This window comes from Pseudomonas sp. FFPRI_1, from assembly GCF_055384485.1.
Window position 1 is genome coordinate 3168053 of record NZ_AP029168.1, and the last position, 18079, is coordinate 3186131.

Annotated in this window: 20 protein-coding genes; 7 read left to right on the plus strand and 13 right to left on the minus strand. The window is 64.2% G+C overall.

Annotated elements, in window-relative coordinates; all coding sequences use genetic code 11:
* Nucleotides 1-81 precede the first annotated feature (81 nt).
* From ACZ5BO_RS14155 to ACZ5BO_RS14165, 3 genes are all read right to left on the minus strand, one after another.
* A complete protein-coding gene (locus ACZ5BO_RS14155) occupies nt 82-603 on the minus strand; it encodes an alpha-ketoglutarate-dependent dioxygenase AlkB family protein (protein WP_025131370.1) in 522 nt (173 codons plus the stop codon).
* 54 nt (nt 604-657) lie between these two features.
* A complete protein-coding gene (locus ACZ5BO_RS14160; protein WP_464700509.1) occupies nt 658-975 on the minus strand; it encodes a hypothetical protein in 318 nt (105 codons plus the stop codon).
* A 107-nt stretch (nt 976-1082) separates the two neighbouring features.
* Nucleotides 1083-1808, minus strand: a complete 726-nt coding sequence (locus ACZ5BO_RS14165; RefSeq protein WP_025131368.1) for a murein L,D-transpeptidase catalytic domain family protein — start codon at nt 1806-1808, stop codon at nt 1083-1085.
* 153 nt (nt 1809-1961) lie between these two features.
* Here ACZ5BO_RS14165 and ACZ5BO_RS14170 point away from each other — a divergent pair, with 153 nt between their 5' ends.
* Nucleotides 1962-3533 carry a L,D-transpeptidase family protein gene (locus ACZ5BO_RS14170; RefSeq protein ID WP_464700511.1) on the plus strand — a complete coding sequence of 524 codons (1572 nt, stop codon included), beginning with the start codon at nt 1962-1964 and terminating at the stop codon, nt 3531-3533.
* Nucleotides 3534-3747: 214 nt separating this feature from the next.
* Here the strand turns inward: ACZ5BO_RS14170 and ACZ5BO_RS14175 are convergent, their stop codons facing one another.
* Nucleotides 3748-5628 carry an amidohydrolase gene (locus ACZ5BO_RS14175; protein WP_464700513.1) on the minus strand — a complete coding sequence of 627 codons (1881 nt, stop codon included), beginning with the start codon at nt 5626-5628 and terminating at the stop codon, nt 3748-3750.
* A gap of 114 nt (nt 5629-5742) precedes the next feature.
* Here ACZ5BO_RS14175 and ACZ5BO_RS14180 point away from each other — a divergent pair, with 114 nt between their 5' ends.
* Together ACZ5BO_RS14180 and ACZ5BO_RS14185 are read left to right on the plus strand one after the other, a co-directional pair.
* Nucleotides 5743-6114 carry a hypothetical protein gene (locus tag ACZ5BO_RS14180; RefSeq protein ID WP_025131365.1) on the plus strand — a complete coding sequence of 124 codons (372 nt, stop codon included), beginning with the start codon at nt 5743-5745 and terminating at the stop codon, nt 6112-6114.
* A gap of 3 nt (nt 6115-6117) precedes the next feature.
* Nucleotides 6118-6300, plus strand: a complete 183-nt coding sequence (locus tag ACZ5BO_RS14185) for a DUF1289 domain-containing protein (protein ID WP_025131364.1) — start codon at nt 6118-6120, stop codon at nt 6298-6300.
* Here the strand turns inward: ACZ5BO_RS14185 and ACZ5BO_RS14190 are convergent, their stop codons facing one another.
* Both ACZ5BO_RS14190 and ACZ5BO_RS14195 read right to left on the minus strand, forming a co-directional pair.
* Nucleotides 6301-6786, minus strand: a complete 486-nt coding sequence (locus tag ACZ5BO_RS14190; protein ID WP_464700515.1) for a hypothetical protein — start codon at nt 6784-6786, stop codon at nt 6301-6303.
* Between the two features lie 12 nt (nt 6787-6798).
* The gene (locus tag ACZ5BO_RS14195) at nt 6799-7440 is read right to left on the minus strand and encodes a LysE family translocator (RefSeq protein WP_464700517.1); all 642 of its coding nucleotides are present in this window, start codon (nt 7438-7440) and stop codon (nt 6799-6801) included.
* A 246-nt stretch (nt 7441-7686) separates the two neighbouring features.
* Between ACZ5BO_RS14195 and ACZ5BO_RS14200 the strand changes: the two genes are divergently transcribed.
* Entirely contained in the window at nt 7687-8361 is a 675-nt protein-coding gene (locus ACZ5BO_RS14200; RefSeq protein ID WP_464700519.1) for an ATPase, read from the plus strand.
* An 84-nt stretch (nt 8362-8445) separates the two neighbouring features.
* On the opposite strand, the gene ACZ5BO_RS14205 is transcribed toward ACZ5BO_RS14200, so the two are convergent.
* The 7 genes from ACZ5BO_RS14205 to ACZ5BO_RS14235 all read right to left on the minus strand — a co-directional run bounded on the left by ACZ5BO_RS14205 (nt 8446) and on the right by ACZ5BO_RS14235 (nt 13938).
* Nucleotides 8446-8670, minus strand: a complete 225-nt coding sequence (locus ACZ5BO_RS14205) for a hypothetical protein (protein ID WP_464700521.1) — start codon at nt 8668-8670, stop codon at nt 8446-8448.
* Between the two features lie 179 nt (nt 8671-8849).
* Nucleotides 8850-9902, minus strand: coding sequence for an NAD(P)-dependent alcohol dehydrogenase (locus ACZ5BO_RS14210; protein WP_464700523.1), 1053 nt, complete (start codon nt 9900-9902; stop codon nt 8850-8852).
* A gap of 213 nt (nt 9903-10115) precedes the next feature.
* Complete coding sequence (locus ACZ5BO_RS14215) at nt 10116-10961, minus strand: CAP domain-containing protein (RefSeq protein WP_464701271.1); 846 nt, start codon at nt 10959-10961, stop codon at nt 10116-10118.
* Between the two features lie 100 nt (nt 10962-11061).
* Complete coding sequence (locus ACZ5BO_RS14220; RefSeq protein ID WP_025131358.1) at nt 11062-11757, minus strand: YwqG family protein; 696 nt, start codon at nt 11755-11757, stop codon at nt 11062-11064.
* A gap of 122 nt (nt 11758-11879) precedes the next feature.
* Nucleotides 11880-12374, minus strand: a complete 495-nt coding sequence (locus ACZ5BO_RS14225; RefSeq protein WP_025131355.1) for a PaaI family thioesterase — start codon at nt 12372-12374, stop codon at nt 11880-11882.
* A 53-nt stretch (nt 12375-12427) separates the two neighbouring features.
* The gene (locus ACZ5BO_RS14230; RefSeq protein WP_464700526.1) at nt 12428-13066 is read right to left on the minus strand and encodes a hypothetical protein; all 639 of its coding nucleotides are present in this window, start codon (nt 13064-13066) and stop codon (nt 12428-12430) included.
* Nucleotides 13063-13938 (minus strand): hypothetical protein, encoded by an 876-nt coding sequence (locus ACZ5BO_RS14235; protein ID WP_464700528.1) that lies wholly within the window; start codon nt 13936-13938, stop codon nt 13063-13065. The genes ACZ5BO_RS14230 and ACZ5BO_RS14235 overlap by 4 nt, the downstream gene beginning before the upstream one ends.
* A gap of 658 nt (nt 13939-14596) precedes the next feature.
* Here ACZ5BO_RS14235 and mqo point away from each other — a divergent pair.
* From mqo to ACZ5BO_RS14250, 3 genes are all read left to right on the plus strand, one after another.
* The gene (gene mqo, locus ACZ5BO_RS14240) at nt 14597-16234 is read left to right on the plus strand and encodes a malate dehydrogenase (quinone) (protein WP_025131352.1); all 1638 of its coding nucleotides are present in this window, start codon (nt 14597-14599) and stop codon (nt 16232-16234) included.
* Between the two features lie 265 nt (nt 16235-16499).
* Nucleotides 16500-17222: a GNAT family N-acetyltransferase gene (locus ACZ5BO_RS14245; protein WP_464700530.1), complete on the plus strand. Its 723-nt coding sequence runs from the start codon at nt 16500-16502 to the stop codon at nt 17220-17222.
* Nucleotides 17223-17289: 67 nt separating this feature from the next.
* Nucleotides 17290-18072: a DeoR/GlpR family DNA-binding transcription regulator gene (locus ACZ5BO_RS14250; protein ID WP_464700532.1), complete on the plus strand. Its 783-nt coding sequence runs from the start codon at nt 17290-17292 to the stop codon at nt 18070-18072.
* Nucleotides 18073-18079: the final 7 nt, after the last annotated feature.

The following is an 18079-nucleotide window of genomic DNA, read 5'->3' on the forward strand; positions in this document are numbered from 1 at the left end:
TCGGGATGACGGGTGAGCACAGCCGGGCATTGTCGATGGGATGGCCCTCGAGTCAAGGGCCGATCCTGACCGACTCCAGCACTAGCAGGTGGTGAGCTGGCGAAACGACAGGCTGATGCGCTCGCCCGCGCCCGGCGCCTTGGGAATGGCGTGCAGCCAGTGTTTTTGCAGTTCGTCCGACATGTGCAGCAGGGAGCCGCTGGCCAGGCTGTAGTCGAAGGTCGCGCCGCTTTCCTTGTGGCGAAAGACCATGGTCCGGGCATGCCCCAGGGAAACGATCACCACGCCGGTGCCGGTCACCAACTGTTCATTGGCGTCGGAATGAAAGCCCATGGAGGATTGGCCGTCGGGGTAGCAGTTGAGCAGGCAGTTGTTGGGACGAAAGCCCAGTCGCTGCTCGATGGGCCCGCACAGCTGTTGCAGAAGCTCGGGCATCGGCACGGCAGGGTAGGTGATCTGCGAATAATCGTAGGGCGCGCCGAAGCTTGCGGTCTTGCGCGCACGCATGCGCTCGTCCCACAGCACAGAATCCTTGAGCTGGCTGAACAGCCGGTGGGGGTCGGCGATGAAGTCGGGAATGAAGTCGATCTCGGGTGGAGTCATGGGTGCGCTGCCAGTGTGTGAAGGTGAGCGGCTGCCAGGGGGCAGGGCCCATCCTTATCGGTCCTTGATGGGGTGCTGGAGGGTGCCGCCTGCAGCCGACTGGATGAAGTGCGCGGCCTTTTCCGCCAGCGCCGCTTGCGAGGCGCGGATGATCAGTATCAGGGGCACCAGGGACAGTGGGTCGATGTCCAGGCGTTGCTCGCTGGCATCGCGCAGTCTCAGGGTCAGTTCGGTCCACTGCTCATCGTCGGGAGTTCGGCTGTCACCATCGGAATCGACATTGCAGCCTGTGCCCCATAAGTGCTCGGCAACCCGGTAGTAGGCCGGGCGTGGTCCGGGATCATGGAGGAGCAGGCTGTGCTGTATAGACATGGCGTCCGGCTTGGGCGAGGTGGCGTTCCAGGCTGGTAACGGTATCTCGCCACCGGCGCTCGATGCAACCCGCGAGAGGGCTGGCGCCGGGGTGTCAGCGCGGCCTGTCAGCCGCCATTGGCATTGAGGATGCTCGCCACCTGGCGGGGTTGGCAGTTGAGGTAGGGCGAGGACTTGAGCCAGCGCTGGTCCGGGTACCAGGAAAACATGAACTGGCCATCCTTGAGCTTGTCTATCACCTGGCGCGCGACTTGCGGGCGCACGGCCGGGCAGCCCTGGCTGCGGCCGATGCGGCCCTGGCGTTGGCTCCACAACGGGTTCACGTAGTCGGCGGCATGGATCACGATGTCGCGATCGCGGGCGCGGTCGTTGAAGCCGGGCTCCAGGCCGTCCATGCGCAAGGAGTAGCCGTGGCTGCCTTCGTAGCTTTCCTGGGTGCGGAACAGGCCCAGGCTGGACTGGTAGCTGCCCAGGCGGTTGGAGAACTGGGTGGCGAAGTTTTCCCCGGACTTCTGCCCGTGGGCCACCAGGTCGCGCAGCACCAGCTTCTTGCTGCGCAGGTCGAAGATCCACAGGCGTCGGGCGGTGGAAGGTTGCGAGTAATCGATTACCGCCAGGTGCCGGGCTTGCCGGGCGCCGCTGTTGACCGCGCACTGCATGGCGTTCAAGGCGCTTTTCAGGGCCAGGGGATTGAGTTCCGGGGCGGCGTGGGCGAGGCTGGCGTACAGCGCGGGGCTGGTGGCAGGGTGGGGTTTGCTGGCGGCGAAGGAAGGACTGCAAATGGCGCCCAGGGCAAGGGCCGCCAGGCAGAATCGGCACAAGAAGGTCAACATGTATAAAGCATCCCCATGGTCACTTCAGCTCCTGACGTCCTGTCGTTATCCCGGCAGTCTGGTCTATATGTTTATCACCCAGGCTTGATTGTTTTCCGCATCTGCCATAACGCTTGGCCGTCAAACCGACGGCCACGGATTGGAGTAAAGCAGTTGTTCAAAAAACACGCATGTTACTTGAGCCTGTGCCTGCTCGCTGCGCCACTGGTCGCGCTGGCCGAAGAGCCGCCCTTGCAGTCGGCGAGCCCCTTGCAGTTGGCATTGAGCCAACTGGCCCAGGCATGTCCGGCCCTGGCTCCGCGCCTGGACCCGCCCACCCAGCAGCAGTTGCAGGCGTTCTATCGCCAGCATGGCGAGCAGCCAGCCTGGGCCGTCGACGGGCGCCTGGCCAGCTTGCAGGCGCAGTTGGCGCAACTGGTCGATGACGGCCTGGACCCGGGGCATTACCACTTGCCGGCAAGCACCCCGGCAGGGGATGGCCTGTGCGCCGATATCGATATCAGCCACCAGTACCTGAAAGCCCTGCAGGACCTGCATTACGGGCGCCTCTCACAAACCCGCTTCGAGCCCGTGTGGCGAGCCCAGCCGCTGCCGGAGGATCGCCAGGCGACCTTGCTGGCGATCGCGGTGCCTGGGCTTGAAAACATCGCCGGGGCCTTTGAGCGGGCGCGTCCCCAGCTTGCCCAGTACCACAACCTGCGCCAGGCCTATGCCCAGCAACGCCAGCAGCCATTGCCCCAGTGGCAGGCGGTAGGGAGTGGGCCCCTGCTGCGCCCGGACATGCAGGACAAGCGCGTGCCGGAACTGGCCGAGCGTCTCTACCACGGAGGTTACCTGCAGAGCCCGGCGGTCAACCCGGACAATGCCTACAGTGGTGACCTGGTGAGTGCGGTGAAGCACTTCCAGCTCAGCCACTCGCTGCAGGCCGACGGTGTGGTCGGCGCGGGCACCTTGAAGGAGATGAACATCAGCCCGGCCCAGCGCCGCGAGCAGTTGCGGGTCAACCTCGAGCGCCTGCGCTGGCTGGCCCAGGATTTCGAGCCGAACCTGGTGCTGGTCAACGTCGCTGCGGCGCAGTTGACCTTCTACCAGCATGACGCCGTGGTCTGGCAGACCCGCACCCAGGTCGGCCGCGCCGAGCGCCAGACGCCGTTGCTGAAATCCCAGGTCACGCGCCTGACCCTGAACCCGACCTGGACCGTGCCGCCGACCATCCTCAAGGAGGACAAGCTGCCGGAAATCCGCCGTGACCAGGGCTTTCTCAACCGCCAGAACCTGCAGGTGCTGGACGCCAACGGCCAGCCCCTGGCCCCCGAGGACATCGATTGGGACCGCCCGGGCAATATCCTCCTGCGCCAGGGTGCGGGGCCGCGCAACCCCCTGGGCCGCATCGCCATCCGTTTTCCCAACCCGTTCTCGGTGTACCTGCACGACACGCCGAGCCAGGCGTTGTTCAGCAAGGGGCCGCGGGCCTTCAGCTCCGGTTGCGTGCGGGTCGAGCAGGCGTTGCAGCTGCGGGACTGGCTGCTGACCCCGGCGGAGCGGCTGCGTACCAATGATCTGCTGGCCACCGGCCTGACCCATGAGTTCCGCCTGGCCAAGCCGGTGCCGATCCTGCTGAGCTACTGGACGGTGCAGGCCGACAGCCATGGGCAGCTGTTGTATGCGCCGGATATCTACAGTCATGACGGGGTGCTGGCGGCGGCGTTGGGCAGCAAGATCTAAGCAACTGGCGGCTGCGAGGAGGGCGGCTGTCGCGGTTGTGCGCAGCGGTCATTTTGAGCGCTGCGCCCCGGAGCGCCGGCCAATTGAGCGGGAGCAGGCTCCCGCGCCACACAGCGCTTTGATTGTGGCGCAACAACGGCGCTCGGGACGCAGTTCCGGCGGGTAGGACAACGCCGCTTTCCCGGCATCGGGAAGCGGCGTTTTCAGTGGCGGCTCAGGGGTGGGCCGGGGTCATTTTGTCGTAGATCACATCCAGCGCCGGGCCCAGGTCACCGTCGCCCTGGGCCACCGCCTTGATGCCCGCAGGCGCCGGCAGGGAGGGGTCGCCATGCATGCCGAACGGCGGCGGCAGCTGCGCCAGCTTGGCTGGGCGTTCGTAGATCACCCGGCCCTCCTTGACGGTCTTGAGCACCTGGATTTCGTTCAGGGTCGCGGGCGCCACGGTCAGCGGGTTGGCCGAAAGCACCACGAAGTCCGCCAGCTTGCCCGGGGTGATGGAGCCTTTGCGGTCTTCCTCGAAGTGCTGGTAGGCCGACCACAGGGTCATGGCCTTCAGCGCCTGCAGCGGTGTCACCCGCTGGTCCGGCCCCAGCACGTAGCCGCTGCGGGTGGTGCGGTTGACTGTGGCCGCCAGCACTCGCATCGAGTCCGGCAGGGCTACCGGGGCATCGTGGTGAGTGGTGAACTTCAGGCCCTCCTTGAGCACCCACTGGGTGGGCGAGATGTTCTCGGCACGCTCGGGGCCGAGCACCGATTGCCGGTGCCAGTCGCCCCAGTAGTAGGTGTGCATGGGGAACAGCGACGGGAAGATCTTCAGTTGCTTGAGCTCGGCCACCTGATCCTGGCGCAGGGTCTGGCCGTGGATCATCACCGGGCGCACATCGACCCCGGGGTAGGCTTTTTCCGCGGCTTTGATGGAGGTCAGCAACTGCTCGATGGCGCGGTCGCCGTTGGTGTGGGAAAGGATCTGCCAGCGGTTGGCCAAGGCCTCCTTGTAGATCGCCAGCGCTTCGTCGTCCTTGACCACGCCGTAGCCGGCATAGCTGGCGTCCTGGCCCTGGGGCGGCTTGAAGTAGGGCTGGCTGAGCCAGGCGGTCTTGCCCTGGGGCGAGCCGTCGAGGGTCAGCTTGACCCCGCCGATGCGAAAGTGCCGGTCATAGACCACTGGCTGGTTGGTCGGGTGATACCAGGGCGCAACCAGCAGTTCCTTGGTGCCCTGGGTGAGGATGTCGGGGTAGGAGACGATGTCCGCCAGCAGCTTGCCGTCGCTGGCGGCCTTGATTGCAGTGCGCACCTGGTCCGGGGAGGAGCGGCCGTCCTGCAGGGTGGTGTAGCCATAGCTGATGTACAGCTTCTGTCCGGCGCTGAGCATGTCCACGGCCTGGTCGGCGGTCAGCTTGGGGAAGATCTTCACCAGGGCCATGAAGAAGGCATTTTCCTCCAGCACCCCGTTGGGTTCCTGGCTGCCCTCGACCCGCCGGATCACCCCGCCATCCGGGTTGGGCGTCGACGCGTTGATCCCCGCCAGCACCAGGGCCTTGCTGTTGAGCACCCCCAGGTGCGAGGACTGGTGGACGATGGCGATCGGCATGTCCTTGTTCACAGCGTCCAGGTCAGCCTTGGTGGGGTGGCGCTGTTCCTGGAGCTGGGAGTCGTCGTAGCCAAAACCGAACAGCACGCCGAACTGCGCCGGGATCGGCGACTGCTGCTCGAAGCTGCGCAGGGTCTGCTGGAGCTCGGGGATGTTGCTGTTGGCACCGTCCGGCGGAGGCAGCAGGTTGGCGCTGGCAGCCTGGAAACCCACCATCGACACATGCCCGTGGGGGTCGATGAACCCCGGCAGCAGGGTCGAGCCCTTGAGGTCGAGCATGCGCGTGGTCGGCCCCTGGTTCTTGAGAACCTGCTGGCGGTCGCCGACGGCGAGGATCTTGCCGTCCTTCACCGCCACCGCCTGGGCGTTGGGCTGGCGGTCGTCGATGGTGATGATCGGGCCGTTGAACCAGATGGCGTCGGCCACCGGCGGCGTGGCCGCCAGGGCACTGGCACTGGCGAGCTGGAGCGCTGCCACGAGCAGCGCGAAGGAGGTCTTTTGCATGTGCGTTCTTCCTTGAAGCGGGCAGGAGCGCACTAGCCTAGCCGCAAAGCGCCGCCGCGGGCGAGTGGCTTGAGGTATGGTGTGCGGCCTTTTAGCTGCGACTCAAGGCTTGTCATGCCATTCAACAAACGCCAGCAGGCGGCCACGGAGCGCCTGCTGGCCGCCACCCTGACCGAGGCCTGCGAAGCGGCCAAGGCCGAAATCGTCGGTTTTTCCTGGTTGACCCACGAGGTGGACTACGCCGCCTTTGCGGCGAGCCTGGTGGTGGTCTGGGTCTTCGACACCCAGGCCCACAAGGAGCAGGCGCTGGCGGCCGGGCAGGGCGCGCGGATGCTCGAACTGACGGCCCGGGCCCTGGAAGAGGCCGATGTTCACCTCGACTCCCTGGAAACCCGTGTGTTCTTCGACAGCGAAGAGCAGTGCCGGCGGATCAATGCTGGCGATTGGGCGCAGCGCCTGAAGCGTCTGCGCCCGGGCCGGGGTTGAGCGATGGCCAAGGAAATCGACAACCCCTGCATCGCCCTGTGCCGGCTCAGTGGCGACCTGTGCCTGAGTTGCGGGCGCAGCAAGGACGACATCCGCAAATGGAAGCGCATGAAGCGCCCGGAAAAGATGGCCGCCGTGCAGCGGGCCAGCACCCGGCTCAAGGCCTTGCAGAAAAACAAGGGCTGATCAGGTATCGCTCTGGAATTGGCCGGGGCCCAGGCGCCGTACGCTCAGCCAGAAGTCTTCCTCAGGTTCGTATTCGGCCAGAGACAGACGGTGCGCCTGTCCCAGCTCGTCTTCCACCATCAGGCTGGCCTCCCAGTCGAAATCCGGGTTCTGGGAAATGGTGTAGGACGGGTCAGGGCTGTTGATCCCGAAGTGAATCGAATAGACCTCCAGTGGCGGGCACGACAGAAGGCCTTGGGCATACAGCTGCCAGACCTTGCGTATGCCGGGCACGCACAGGCGCTCGGCAAAGGCCAGGGCCTGGGGGATGTCGTCCCAGGCGCCCTGCACCCCGTGCTGCGCGACCGCGAGCCGGCGCTGGGGCGGTTCGTTGCTGGGGTGCTGGACGTAGACCAGGCGGCTGCCGAACTGCAATTCGCATTGCAGCACGCCGGCAGCGATTTCCCAGTGGCCCAGCAGCGATTCCTTGAGCAGATCTATTTGCATCGCGTCTGAGGTTCAGGCCGTTTGCCGGCGCATGGCCAGGATGGTGGTGCCGAAGAAAATAAAGGTGGAGCCCACCACCCGGTTGACCCACTTGGACAGGGCTGGCCGGGTCAGCACGCCCTTGGCCCGGGAGGCCAGCACCGCGTAGACGCTGAGGGAGGTCAGCGACAGCGCCATGAAGATCAGGGTCAGGATGAAGAACTGTGGTAGCAGCGCGGCGTGCTGGTCGATGAACTGGGGGAACAGGGCGGTGAAGAAGATGGTTGCCTTGGGGTTGGTGGCGGCGGTCAGGAAGGCCGACTTGAACAGCTTCAGGCGCGGCGGCTTGCCAACCTGGGTGCTGTCTGCGCTGGCTTCGCTCAGCAGTTGGCTCTTGCTGAACAGCTGCTTGGCACCGAGGTAGAACAGGTAGCCGGCACCGACGATCTTCACCGCGTTGAAAATCCATTCGGAACTGGCAATCAGCGCCCCGAGGCCGAGCATGGCCGCGGCAGACATGCAGAACAGCCCGCTGATATTGCCCAGGGATGACCAGATAGTGGACTTGGCGCCGTAGGCCACGCTGTTGTGCAGCGCCACCAGGGTCGCCGGGCCGGGGCTGGCGATGGCGATGGCTGCCACCAGGGTGTAGGTCAGTATCGAGTGAGCATCCATGGTCCGGACTCGTCTTGCAGAAAAAGGGGGCTTGATTCTATCGGGGCGAGGGCAAGCTGTATGCCAGAAATTGACGGCTTTATCGAAGGGCGCGAACGGCGCAGGCCAGCGCCTTCGAGGCGCATCGGTGCCCATTGTCAACCATTGCTGCAATCGATAGTTATCATCAAAAAGTGCAGGTTCCGTTTTTTCGGCAAAGGAGGAAGATAGCGCTTACACCGTGCTTGCTGCAGAAGGAAACACCCGATGAAAATCTCGACTCTAGTGACCCTTGTGGTGCTTTTGATCGCGGCAACCGGGGCTTCTGCGGCGACCCTCGCCACTGACGACGCCTCCTGCCACTTCCTGCCCATGGCCGACAGCAGCGCCGACCTGCAACACGCGCAGTCGGTAGGCGTGCTGTACAGCGAAAACACCATCAGCACCCTGCAATACCTGGAGCACTACCATTCGGTGGCGCTCAACGGGGCGAAGAATGCCGGCCTCGATCCGCGCATCAGCCAAGCCTTCGTCAACAGCTCGGACCCGAAGCGGGCAATCGACTGGCTGCTGGCTTCGCTGCAGCAGCATTTCGGCTCGGTGACCGTCTATGACAGCCTTGACGCGGTGGTCCAGGCCCACCCCGATGTGGTGGTGATGCTCGACACCTACAACCAACTGGTGACCAAGCGCAACAGCAAGGTCGAGGCGCGCTTCATCGCCAAGTTCTATGACGCCAACCTGCAGTACATCGGCCAGGCCGCCGGGATCCAGACCAAGGAACTGCCGTCGGTCTGGGTACGGGGCAAGGCGGCGCCGGAGATCGCCGCGCAGATCAACCAGCAGACCGAGTTGCAGGTCGATGCCCTGAAGCAGTTCGACGCATCGCTCAAGGCCCTGGTGAGCCAGGGCGAAGCGGGGCAGATGGCGGCCAACCAATGAGCTGCAGCCAGGCCTGATGAAAAAAGCCCCGAAGATTCGGGGCTTTTGCGTGGTGCCTGGCGGAATCCGCCTGTGACGCGCTCCCTAGGCCGAGGCCTGACCCCCCGCGACCAATAACCCTATGCCCAGGTACCAGCCCCAGAGAAAGGGCCGGGCTTGCGAGTCTTTCCTGGCGCAGGCGTACACCAAGAAGGAAATGAACAGGCTGAGGCTGGCATTGCCCAAGGAATGCTTCAGGGCCACGCAGACAATCGCGAACTGCATCGCCACCCTAAGTGCCAGCCCTGACAGGATCAGCACAATCACCATTGAGTCGTCTCGCTATCGAATGAAGGTCGGTCGCCTCCTTTGGCGCGCCGCGGCCCGGATGCGGGCCGCGGTGCGCCAGAGGGAGCGGTGTGACGGGATATCGACAGGGCGGTGCAAAACACTGGGCAAAGGCGCCGCCACCGTCCCTTCATTCACGTGCGAGCGGGCAACTGCGGGTGTCAGGCGCCGCTGCCCAGGGACGCCATGTCGATCACGAAGCGGTAGCGCACATCGGCCCGTTCCATGCGTTCGAAGGCTTGGTTGATGTCCTGCATGGCGATCATTTCGCAATCCGGGAGGATGTTCTTGCGCGCGCAGAAGTCGAGCATTTCCTGGGTCTGGGCGATGCCGCCGATGGGTGAGCCGGCCAGCCGGCGCCGGCCCAGGAGCATGGGCAGGGTCAGTTGTTCGTCGATCGGCCCGACCTGGCCGACGATCACCAGGGTGCAGTCGATGTCCAGCAGGGGCATGTAGGGCGAGACATCGTGGCGCACCGGAATGGTGTCGATGATCAGGTCGAAGCTCGACTGGGCGCGGGCCATGGCCTGCGGGTCGCTGGACACCAGCAGTGCATCGGCGCCCAGGGCCAGGGCGTCGGCGCGCTTGTCGGCGCTGCGGCTGAGCACCGTGACCTTGGCTCCCATGCCCACCGCCAGCTTGACCGCCATGTGCCCCAGGCCACCGAGGCCGATGACCCCGACCCGGCTGCCAGGCCCGACATTCCAGGTGCGCAGCGGCGAATAGGTGGTGATGCCGGCGCACAGCAGCGGCGCGGCCTTGGCCAGGTCCAGGCCCTCGGGCACCCGCAGGACGAACTCCTCGCGCACCACCAGGTGCTTGGCGTAGCCGCCGTAGGTCACCTCGCGGGTGATGCGGTCCAGGCCGTTGTAGGTCTGGGTATTGTGCTCGCGGCACATCTGTTCTTCGCCCTTGCGGCACTGGTCGCACACCTGGCAGGAGTCCACCATGCAGCCGACGGCGACGCCGTCGCCGACCTTGTACTGCTTGACCTCGGGGCCGACGGCGGTGACCCGGCCGACGATCTCGTGGCCCGGGACCATGGGGTAGCGGCTGGCGCCCCAGTCGTTGCGCGCTTGGTGCAGGTCGGAGTGGCAGACCCCGCAATAGAGGATTTCCATCGCCACATCGTTGGCGCGCAGGGCGCGACGCTGGAAGGTGAAAGGCGCCAGGGGAACCCCGGCGGACTGCGCTGCGTAACCGAAGGTTTGCATGATCAGCGTTCCTGTGTGAGGGCGTACGAATGATCCGAAGGCAGGGCTACAAGCATAGAAGCCCCAGGCGCACCGTGAGGGCGGCCGACCGATGGTGGTGCGGGCCAAACGGCGTCGCACCGCTGAGGTCGGGGCGAGTGAGTGTCGCTCCTTTGTTGCCGTGGGTGCCCGGTTGCCGCTTCGGGACGTGGCTGCCACGCCCCGGGCACGGGCTCAGGGGGCGCCGAACATCGCGGTCCAGTAAATGCCGGCATCGCTTTTCGGGTCCACCGCGTAGCCCGCGCCCAGCTCGCTGTAGGCCGGGTTCATCAGGTTGGCGCAATGGCCGGGGCTGGCCAGCCAGCCGTCCACCACCTTGCGCACCGTGTCCTGGCCGGCGGCGATATTCTCGCCCACCTGCTGGCCGGCATAGCCTGCCAGTTCCGCGCGGTCACCTGGGGTGCGGCCGTCGTGGTCCTTGTGGTCGAAGTAGTTCTGGTTGGCCATGGCCCGGCTGTGCTCCTCGGCGGTGCTGCCCAGGGTGGCGTTCCAGGCCAGGGGCGCGGTGGCGGCGAAACTCTGGCCACCGCACTGGCGGGGTTGGCCGCGGGCACTGTTGATCTGCGCGAGCAGTTGCTGGCCCTCGGCCTGCCAGTCCCCCAGGCGTGCGGACAACAGCGGCCGGGCGAGCACGATGCGCCACTGGTTGGCCTGACGATTGACACCGATATCGACGAACTGCGGGTCCAGCACCACCTGGCAGAAGCTCTCGCGCACCGCCTGCATCGCCGCCTGGGCATCCCGGGGGCCGGACAGGCTGATGGCCTGCACGTTGACCATGGGGTAGGCCGCTCGGGCCAGGGCTTGCTGCAGGTCGCCGACGTTGTCCACCGGCAGCACCAGGCGTGGATCGCTGGCCAGTGGCGGCAGCTCCGAGGAGGCCTGGTTGGCGCAGCGTTGCGGTTGGCTGCGGTAGGCGTTGATCGACTCGATCAGTTGCGACTGGTCGTCGGCCAGGGCGCCGGTGGCCGCCAACAAGCCGAGGGCCAGGGCTGCGGCGGGCAAGAGCAGTGAGCGCATGGGCATGCAAGTCTCCCGGGAAATGGACAGCGCCCATGATGCACCCGGCGCCGAGGCTTTTCACCCGCTGGCGGATGAAATCGGCGTTAACCGCGATGCCTCAATAGAAGTCGAAGTACAGCGCCCACTCGCCGCTCTCGCGATGCTTCCAGAACATCAGGCTGCCGTTGTGGACCACATTGAGGTTGATCTTGGCATCGGAGGAAATCTGCAGCACGAACTCGAAGCCGTCGCCTGGATCGATCCCCGACTGGCAGAAGGACGGGTAGCCCCCCAGCTTATGTTCGTAGCAGTGCTCCACCAGGTCGTAGTAGCACTCGATGGTGCCGGCCTGTTCCAGCGCGACGATTTCCCGTTCCAGATCCTCGGGCACGCCACCGCCGTCCCACAGCGGAAAGTCGGCGGGTACTGCCTCGGGCTTGAGCGGGAAGGGCTTGAGAAAGGCCCCGGTGGCGGTCAGTTCCTTGCGCACCAGCACGTCCTCGGCACGGTATTCGCGGATCAGCCAGCGCTCGCCCATGGGTTCCAGGGGCTCGGGAAAGGGGTTGGCGACGAACACCGTGAGCACCCGCACGCCTTCCAGCAGCGGGTTGTGAAAGGGCAGCGCCGGCAGATAGAACTGGGCGAACGGCAGCAGGGTTTCCCCGGCGCTGTTGCGTGGCAGTTCTTCATCCTCGCGAAACAGAAAGACCCGGCCCAGCCAGCTTTCCTCGTCGCTGTAGGTTGGGCGGAAACCGCCGGCGGTGAACTTCAACGCCGGCTTGGCCAGGCGGTGCTGGATGTCCTGAATGTCCATGGTCAGGGGCAGGTTCCTGTTCAAGAGTGGGGATAGAAGGTGCGCGTCAGGGCGCGGAATCTAGCAGAGCGTGCCCGTGCCTTGCGACTCCCGGGCACCTCTGCTTGCGGTGGCTGCAGGTCTCAGGCGTCTCTACCGTGAGCCGCTGCCGCGAGTTGCGAGGTATCGACCCGCACGAACACCGAGTCGCCAATGGCGGTCAGCACGTCGCCGGCGTACACCTCGCAGATCACCTGGCTCTTGCGGCCCACTTCACCCTCGACCCTGGCGCGCAGGGTCAGGGGCACGCCCATGGGTGTGGGCTTGATGAACTTGATGCCCAGGTTGCCGGTGACGCAGTCGATGCGTGGCAGGCTGCCGGGCTCGCGCTGTTCGTTGCGGTAGTGGTAGGCCATGGCGGTCCAGTTGGAGTGGCAGTCCACCAGCATGGCGATCAGGCCGCCGTAGACCAGGTCCGGCCAGCCACAGTATTTGGATTCCGGCAGGTGCTCGGCGACCACGTGCACGCCGTCCTCGTGCCAGTGGCTCTTGATGTGCAGGCCGTGATGGTTGCTGCTGCCGCAACCGAAACAGATGCCTTCGGGGGCGGTGGTGTCTTGCAGGGAAGTGGGGTGCATGGGTGTTCCTTGTTGTTCTTGGGTTCAGAGCGTGTTGCGGTTCAGGGTGTTTGTCAGCGGGGTAATGCCCGGAACTGGCCGGGCTCCTTCGGTACTTTTGCGTACCTGACTGCACCGGCCTCCGACAGCTGCTTCACCGCGCTGTTCTCCAGCAGCAACGCGGTCATGGGGTTGATGATGCAGCGCCGAACATCAGCGAGGCTATTGATATCGGTCAGGCGCAGGCTGTAGCACCAGTAGCCATCTGGCCAGCGCAGTAGTCGCTGGTTTTCCAGGTCCGGCTCGTCACTGTCCTCGACATCCAGTGGAAATATCATGTGGATGATGTCGAAATCGATGGGGGCGTTGAATCGGCCGATGTGTATCAGGGGTTCGTGATTATCGAGGGCATCGACTCCCATGCCGGTAAGGCTGATTTGCACGATCAGGTAGTCGCTAACGGAGCGCTTGGGTTTGATGACCAGGGGCAATGAACTGGAGATATCTGTGATTACCCAGCCATGGTCATCTTCGGCATTGACCTGAAGCCACTCGCCGCCTGCGCGGTAGCGCCGGGCGATTTCCGAAGTTAGCAGCAGGCGGCTGACTTCCTCTCTGATCAGTTGCGCCAGACGGTCGCATTCGGCGCCAAGTTTGCTGACGAACGCGATGTTTTCGCTGATCGCCTTGCCGAGGTCGGACATCATGGTCATGGCATGGAGCTCCAGATAAAGGCAGAAGAGTGCTGGGTGGATGGCAGCGGGGCAGGCGGTTTGAGTGTGGCGAAGCCGTTTACTGGGGTCCAGAAAACCGTAGGGCTGTTGATGGGGGGAGGAGCACTGAGTTGGGTAAACCCCTGGAAACGCTTGATCCCCAGTTGCTCGAGAAAACGGCAGACCTGGATCGACCAGCGCTGCAGCAGCACCGCTTCGGGACCTGTGAGGTTGCGCAATACGCTGAGAATCGAAGTCCACGACCGTAGCAGAAGCCGCCCATTCCAGATGTCCTGTTCGCTCAGGGCGTTCAGGCCGGCGCTGAGTTCCGGGGCGATAAACAGGTGATACGCCTCATCACGCTCGCAGGGCGAGAGGAACTCCTGCCACTGTCGATGCAACTGATCATCACCGCTCAGGCGTGCATTCCATTTGAACTCCACTAGAAGCAGGCGCCGTTCCCCGCTGGGCCAGTGCAGTTCGACAAACAGGTCCGGCTCGATGCCTCGGCGTGGCCAGAAGTGCATACGCGCCCGGTCGACAGGGCCGGCAGGGAAGGGCAGCGTTGGGTACTGCCCGCCTTGTTCGACCACGGCACTCCAGAATGCACCGATGGCTTGGGCAGGTAGATAGTCCAGCGGCCCCATGATCAAAGCGGTGATTTCATCTTCTTCACAGACTCTGGTTTCGCCTTCATCCCGGTGTCCGAGGTAACGTTTGAACAGGCGGCTTTTTCCGTGGCAAAAGGCGTGCAGCATTCCATTGGCTTCTATGAGTTTTATCGAGCGCCATAATGGCGTTTTGGTTTGGTGCTGGCTAGAACACAAAGGTTTTTTTGCCCGCCCGATAAGGCTTGGCACCAGGTTGATCACGCTCTAGGCGCCTGGCCCCGATGCTTCTTTGGGGCCGGTGCCAGTCTTTCAGGGCATTGCTCAAGCCAGCGTCGCTGTGACGCATTGCCTGCGGCGGGAGTCGTAGAAAATCGCGGCTTTGCACAAGGCCCAGGCAGTGGTTCCAGCCAAGACAGGCTGATGCCGTAATGATATTCTTGCGCTGAATCGGTTCATCGTTTGTGCAAAAATACCTTCCCTGTGCTTTGCTTCAAATGGCCTGATCGGGTCCTTTGCAAGCGTGCGGGAGTGTCTTGGCAAGCCCGTCGAGCTTGATGTCAGGCAGTGTTCGTTGACCGTTTCTGGTCAGCCCCGACCCTTTTTCTCCTGCTGGCCCCTGTGACAACGGGCGCCATCGTTGTGCGTCCAGCGACGCCGGCGCAGGGGCAGGATTGGGGCCGAACGGCCTGTGGGTTGCGTCCCGTGACGTGCCCTGAGAAACACGTGTCACTCAAGTAGCTGAAGCCAAAAACGATAAGAAGTCAGCGCCGGAGCGATATAAAACTGAGGTCGAGCCAGTCTCGTCGGCCTTGTGTGCCCACCCTCCAGTTCTTTTGAATGGGCGAGTCCAGGATTCATCCGGGGCCGTGCAGGATCGAGGATGGGGCGGCGGATGGCGTTCTATCGTAGGTACTAAACAATGTTTAAGAAGGTGAACACGGCCCTGATCGGGCTGGCGATGTCCATAGGCCTCACGACCGCGCACGCGGCTGAGCCCAAGAAAGTGGATGTACTGCTGATTGGCGGCGGCATCATGAGTTCGACCCTCGGGGTCTGGCTCAACGAGCTGCAACCGGATTGGTCGATGGAGATGGTCGAGCGCCTGGATGGCGTCGCAGAAGAAAGCTCCAACGGCTGGAACAACGCCGGTACCGGTCACTCTGCCCTGGCTGAGCTGAACTACACCCCGGAAGGCAAGGACGGCAAGATCGAGATCGCCAAGGCCATCGAGATCAACGAAGCGTTCCAGATCTCCCGGCAGTTCTGGTCCTGGCAGGTCAAGAACGGCGTCCTGAAGAACCCGCGTTCGTTCATCAACTCCACGCCGCACATGAGCTTCGTCTGGGGCGATGACAACATCAAGTTCCTCAAGGCCCGTTACGAAGCCCTGCAAGCCAGCCCGCTGTTCAGCGGCATGCAGTACTCCGAAGACGCCGAGCAGATCAAGAAGTGGGTTCCATTGATGATGGAAGGCCGCGATCCTGCGCAGAAGATCGCCGCCACCTGGTCGCCGATCGGCACCGACGTCAACTTCGGCGAGATCACCCGCCAGTTCGTCGCGCACCTGCAGGCCCAGCCTAACTTCGACCTGAAGCTGTCCAGCGAAGTGCAGGCGATCGAGCGCAACACCGATGGCTCGTGGCGCGTGACCTACAAGAACCTCAAAGACGGTTCGAAAACCGAGACCGACGCCAAGTTCGTGTTCATCGGCGCCGGCGGCGGTGCCCTGCACCTGCTGCAGAAGTCGGGCATTCCCGAGGCCAACGAATACGCCGGCTTCCCGGTGGGCGGCTCGTTCCTGGTGACCGACAACGCCAGCGTGGCCGAGCAGCACCTGGCCAAGGCCTACGGCAAGGCTTCGGTTGGCGCGCCACCGATGTCGGTTCCGCACCTGGACACCCGTGTGCTGGACGGCAAGCGAGTGATCCTGTTTGGCCCATTCGCCACCTTCTCCACCAAGTTCCTCAAGGAAGGTTCGTACTTCGACCTGCTGACCAGCACCACCACCCACAACTTCTGGCCGATGACCAAAGTGGGCATCGAGCAGTACCCGCTGGTGGAGTACCTGGCTGGCCAATTGATGCTGTCGGATGACGACCGCTTCGCCGCACTGAAGGAATACTTCCCCAACGCCAAGCAAGAAGACTGGCGCCTGTGGCAGGCCGGTCAGCGCGTGCAGATCATCAAGCGTGACGAAGAGAAGGGCGGCGTGCTGAAACTGGGCACCGAGATCGTCGCTTCCGAAGACGGCAGCATCGCCGGCCTGCTGGGCGCCTCCCCAGGTGCCTCGACCGCCGCGCCGATCATGCTCAGCGTGCTGCAGAAGGTCTTCAAGGACCAGGTAGCGACCCCGGCCTGGCAGGAGAAGCTGAAGCAGATCGTGCCGAGCTACGGTACGGCCCTGAACGACAGCCCTGAGCGTGTGGCCAAAGAATGGGCCTACACCGCTGAAGTACTGCAACTGACCCCGCCACCGCCGGTCAAGGGCGCGGCGCCTCAGGCTCCGGCCAGCCTGGCCAAACCAGAGAGCAACCCAGCGGCCGACATGGCGCTGTAAGCCTCGGCCCCGCCCGCGTTCGTCGGGCGGGGCAGCGCGGATGCCCTCGTGCATCCGCCCCTCGCTTGGGTAGCGGCGGCAGCTTTGCTGCGGTCGCTACTGGCTGGCCTAGCCAGCGCTTCCCTGAAGATGCATCCCCCGTTTTTTCGACAGTGCCAGCGTTCAGTTCGGCGCGCTTGTCATGCGCCTGTGCCTCCCGTGACGGGTTATCATGGCGGCGCCCGCAGCCCTCGGGCACGCCTCAATCCTCGGAGTCACCGCCTCGATGTCCAGCATCACCCTGTTCCAAGCCCCGCCGCCCGAAGCCATCCAGAGCCAGATCCAGCAGATGGTGGTGGATTACATCACCGACATCAGCGCGGTGGCCATTGCCCCGAGCAACCCGCTGTACAACCTGTACCAGTACGGCGTTGGTTTTGAGGTGCACCTGTACCTGCAGGCCATGGACGGTTCCCGGGGGATTCCGGTGGAGTTGGTGGTCGCCAGCGACAGTCAGGACCCGGAGCAGGTGTTGGGTTTTGTGCTGTACCTGCCATTCAAGGACGACCCCCAGGCCTGCGCCGTGGCCTATATGGCGGTGCTGCAAGGTCGGCGGCGCCAGGGGATTGCCCGGCAAATGCTGGAGACGATGCTGGCGCGCTACCCGCATGCGGAGCTCGCCTGCAATGTGGCCAAGGTCGATTGTTTCGAGGCCCTGGGCTTCCAACTGCTGGGCGCCCGCGGCCCGCAAGTGCTGATGAACACCCGCGACCACGGCAGCGACGGCCTGCTGGCGGTGCTGGATGTGGCGCCGATCTACCAATCGGTGGAAGTACGGCAGATCCACACCTACCTGCTGGCCCAGCATGGGCGCAAGGCGATGCTGGAAGCGGAGAAGAAACGCGACCGGCAGCTGGACCAGATGACCCGCCAGGCCCAGGCGCTGGTGCGCGAGCGCCTCGGAGAAGCGGCCTTGTACAGCTCACGGGCGCCGCAGTTGATCAACTGATCGGGCTGCTTGTTTTTGCCTGATTGTCTGTGTAGTTTTGCGAAAAAACGCAATAGCGGGCATAAACATGCAAAGTCAACACCCGATAGCCGAGCTGCCATCCTTGCGTCGGCAAAAAATCCTTCTGCTGCTGGAGCGCGACGGCAAGGTCATGGCGGCCGAGCTGAGCCGGCATTTCGCGGTCTCCGACGACACCATCCGCCGCGACCTGGCGGAGCTGGATGCCGGTGGCCTGGTGCAGCGGGTCCACGGTGGTGCGCTGCCGCGGCCCAAGGACAGCGGCAAGGACTATTTCACCCGGGTAGGTGAAACCAGCGAGGCGAAAGTGCGCCTGGCGCAGTTCGCCGTGCAGTGGGTGCGGGAGGGGCAGACAGTGATGTTCGATTCCGGCTCCACCACCCTGCACATCGCCCAGTCGCTGCCGGCGGGCATCAGCCTGACTGCCGTCACCGCCTCGCCGATGATTGCCGTGGCCCTGGCCGAATACCCCAAGGTCAAGGTGATACTCGCCGGCGGCCAGCTCAACCCGGCAACCCTGTCCGCCAGCGGCCATGAGGCACTGCGGATGATTCAGGGGATCAAGGCCGACCTGCTGTTCACCGGGGTCTGCGCGATCCACCCGGAGATCGGCATCAGCTCCCTGCATTTCGACGAGGTGCCGATCAAGCAGGCAATGTTCGACAGTGCCAGCGAGGTCATCGCCGTGACCACCGCCGACAAGCTCGGGGCCATGGAGCCCTTCGTCGTGGTGCCCTGCAACCGCTTGCACCGGCTGATTACCGAGCAGGAGGTGATCTCCGGGGATATCGAGGATTACCGTCGGCAGGGAGTCGAGGTGCTGCAGATCTGAATGTCAG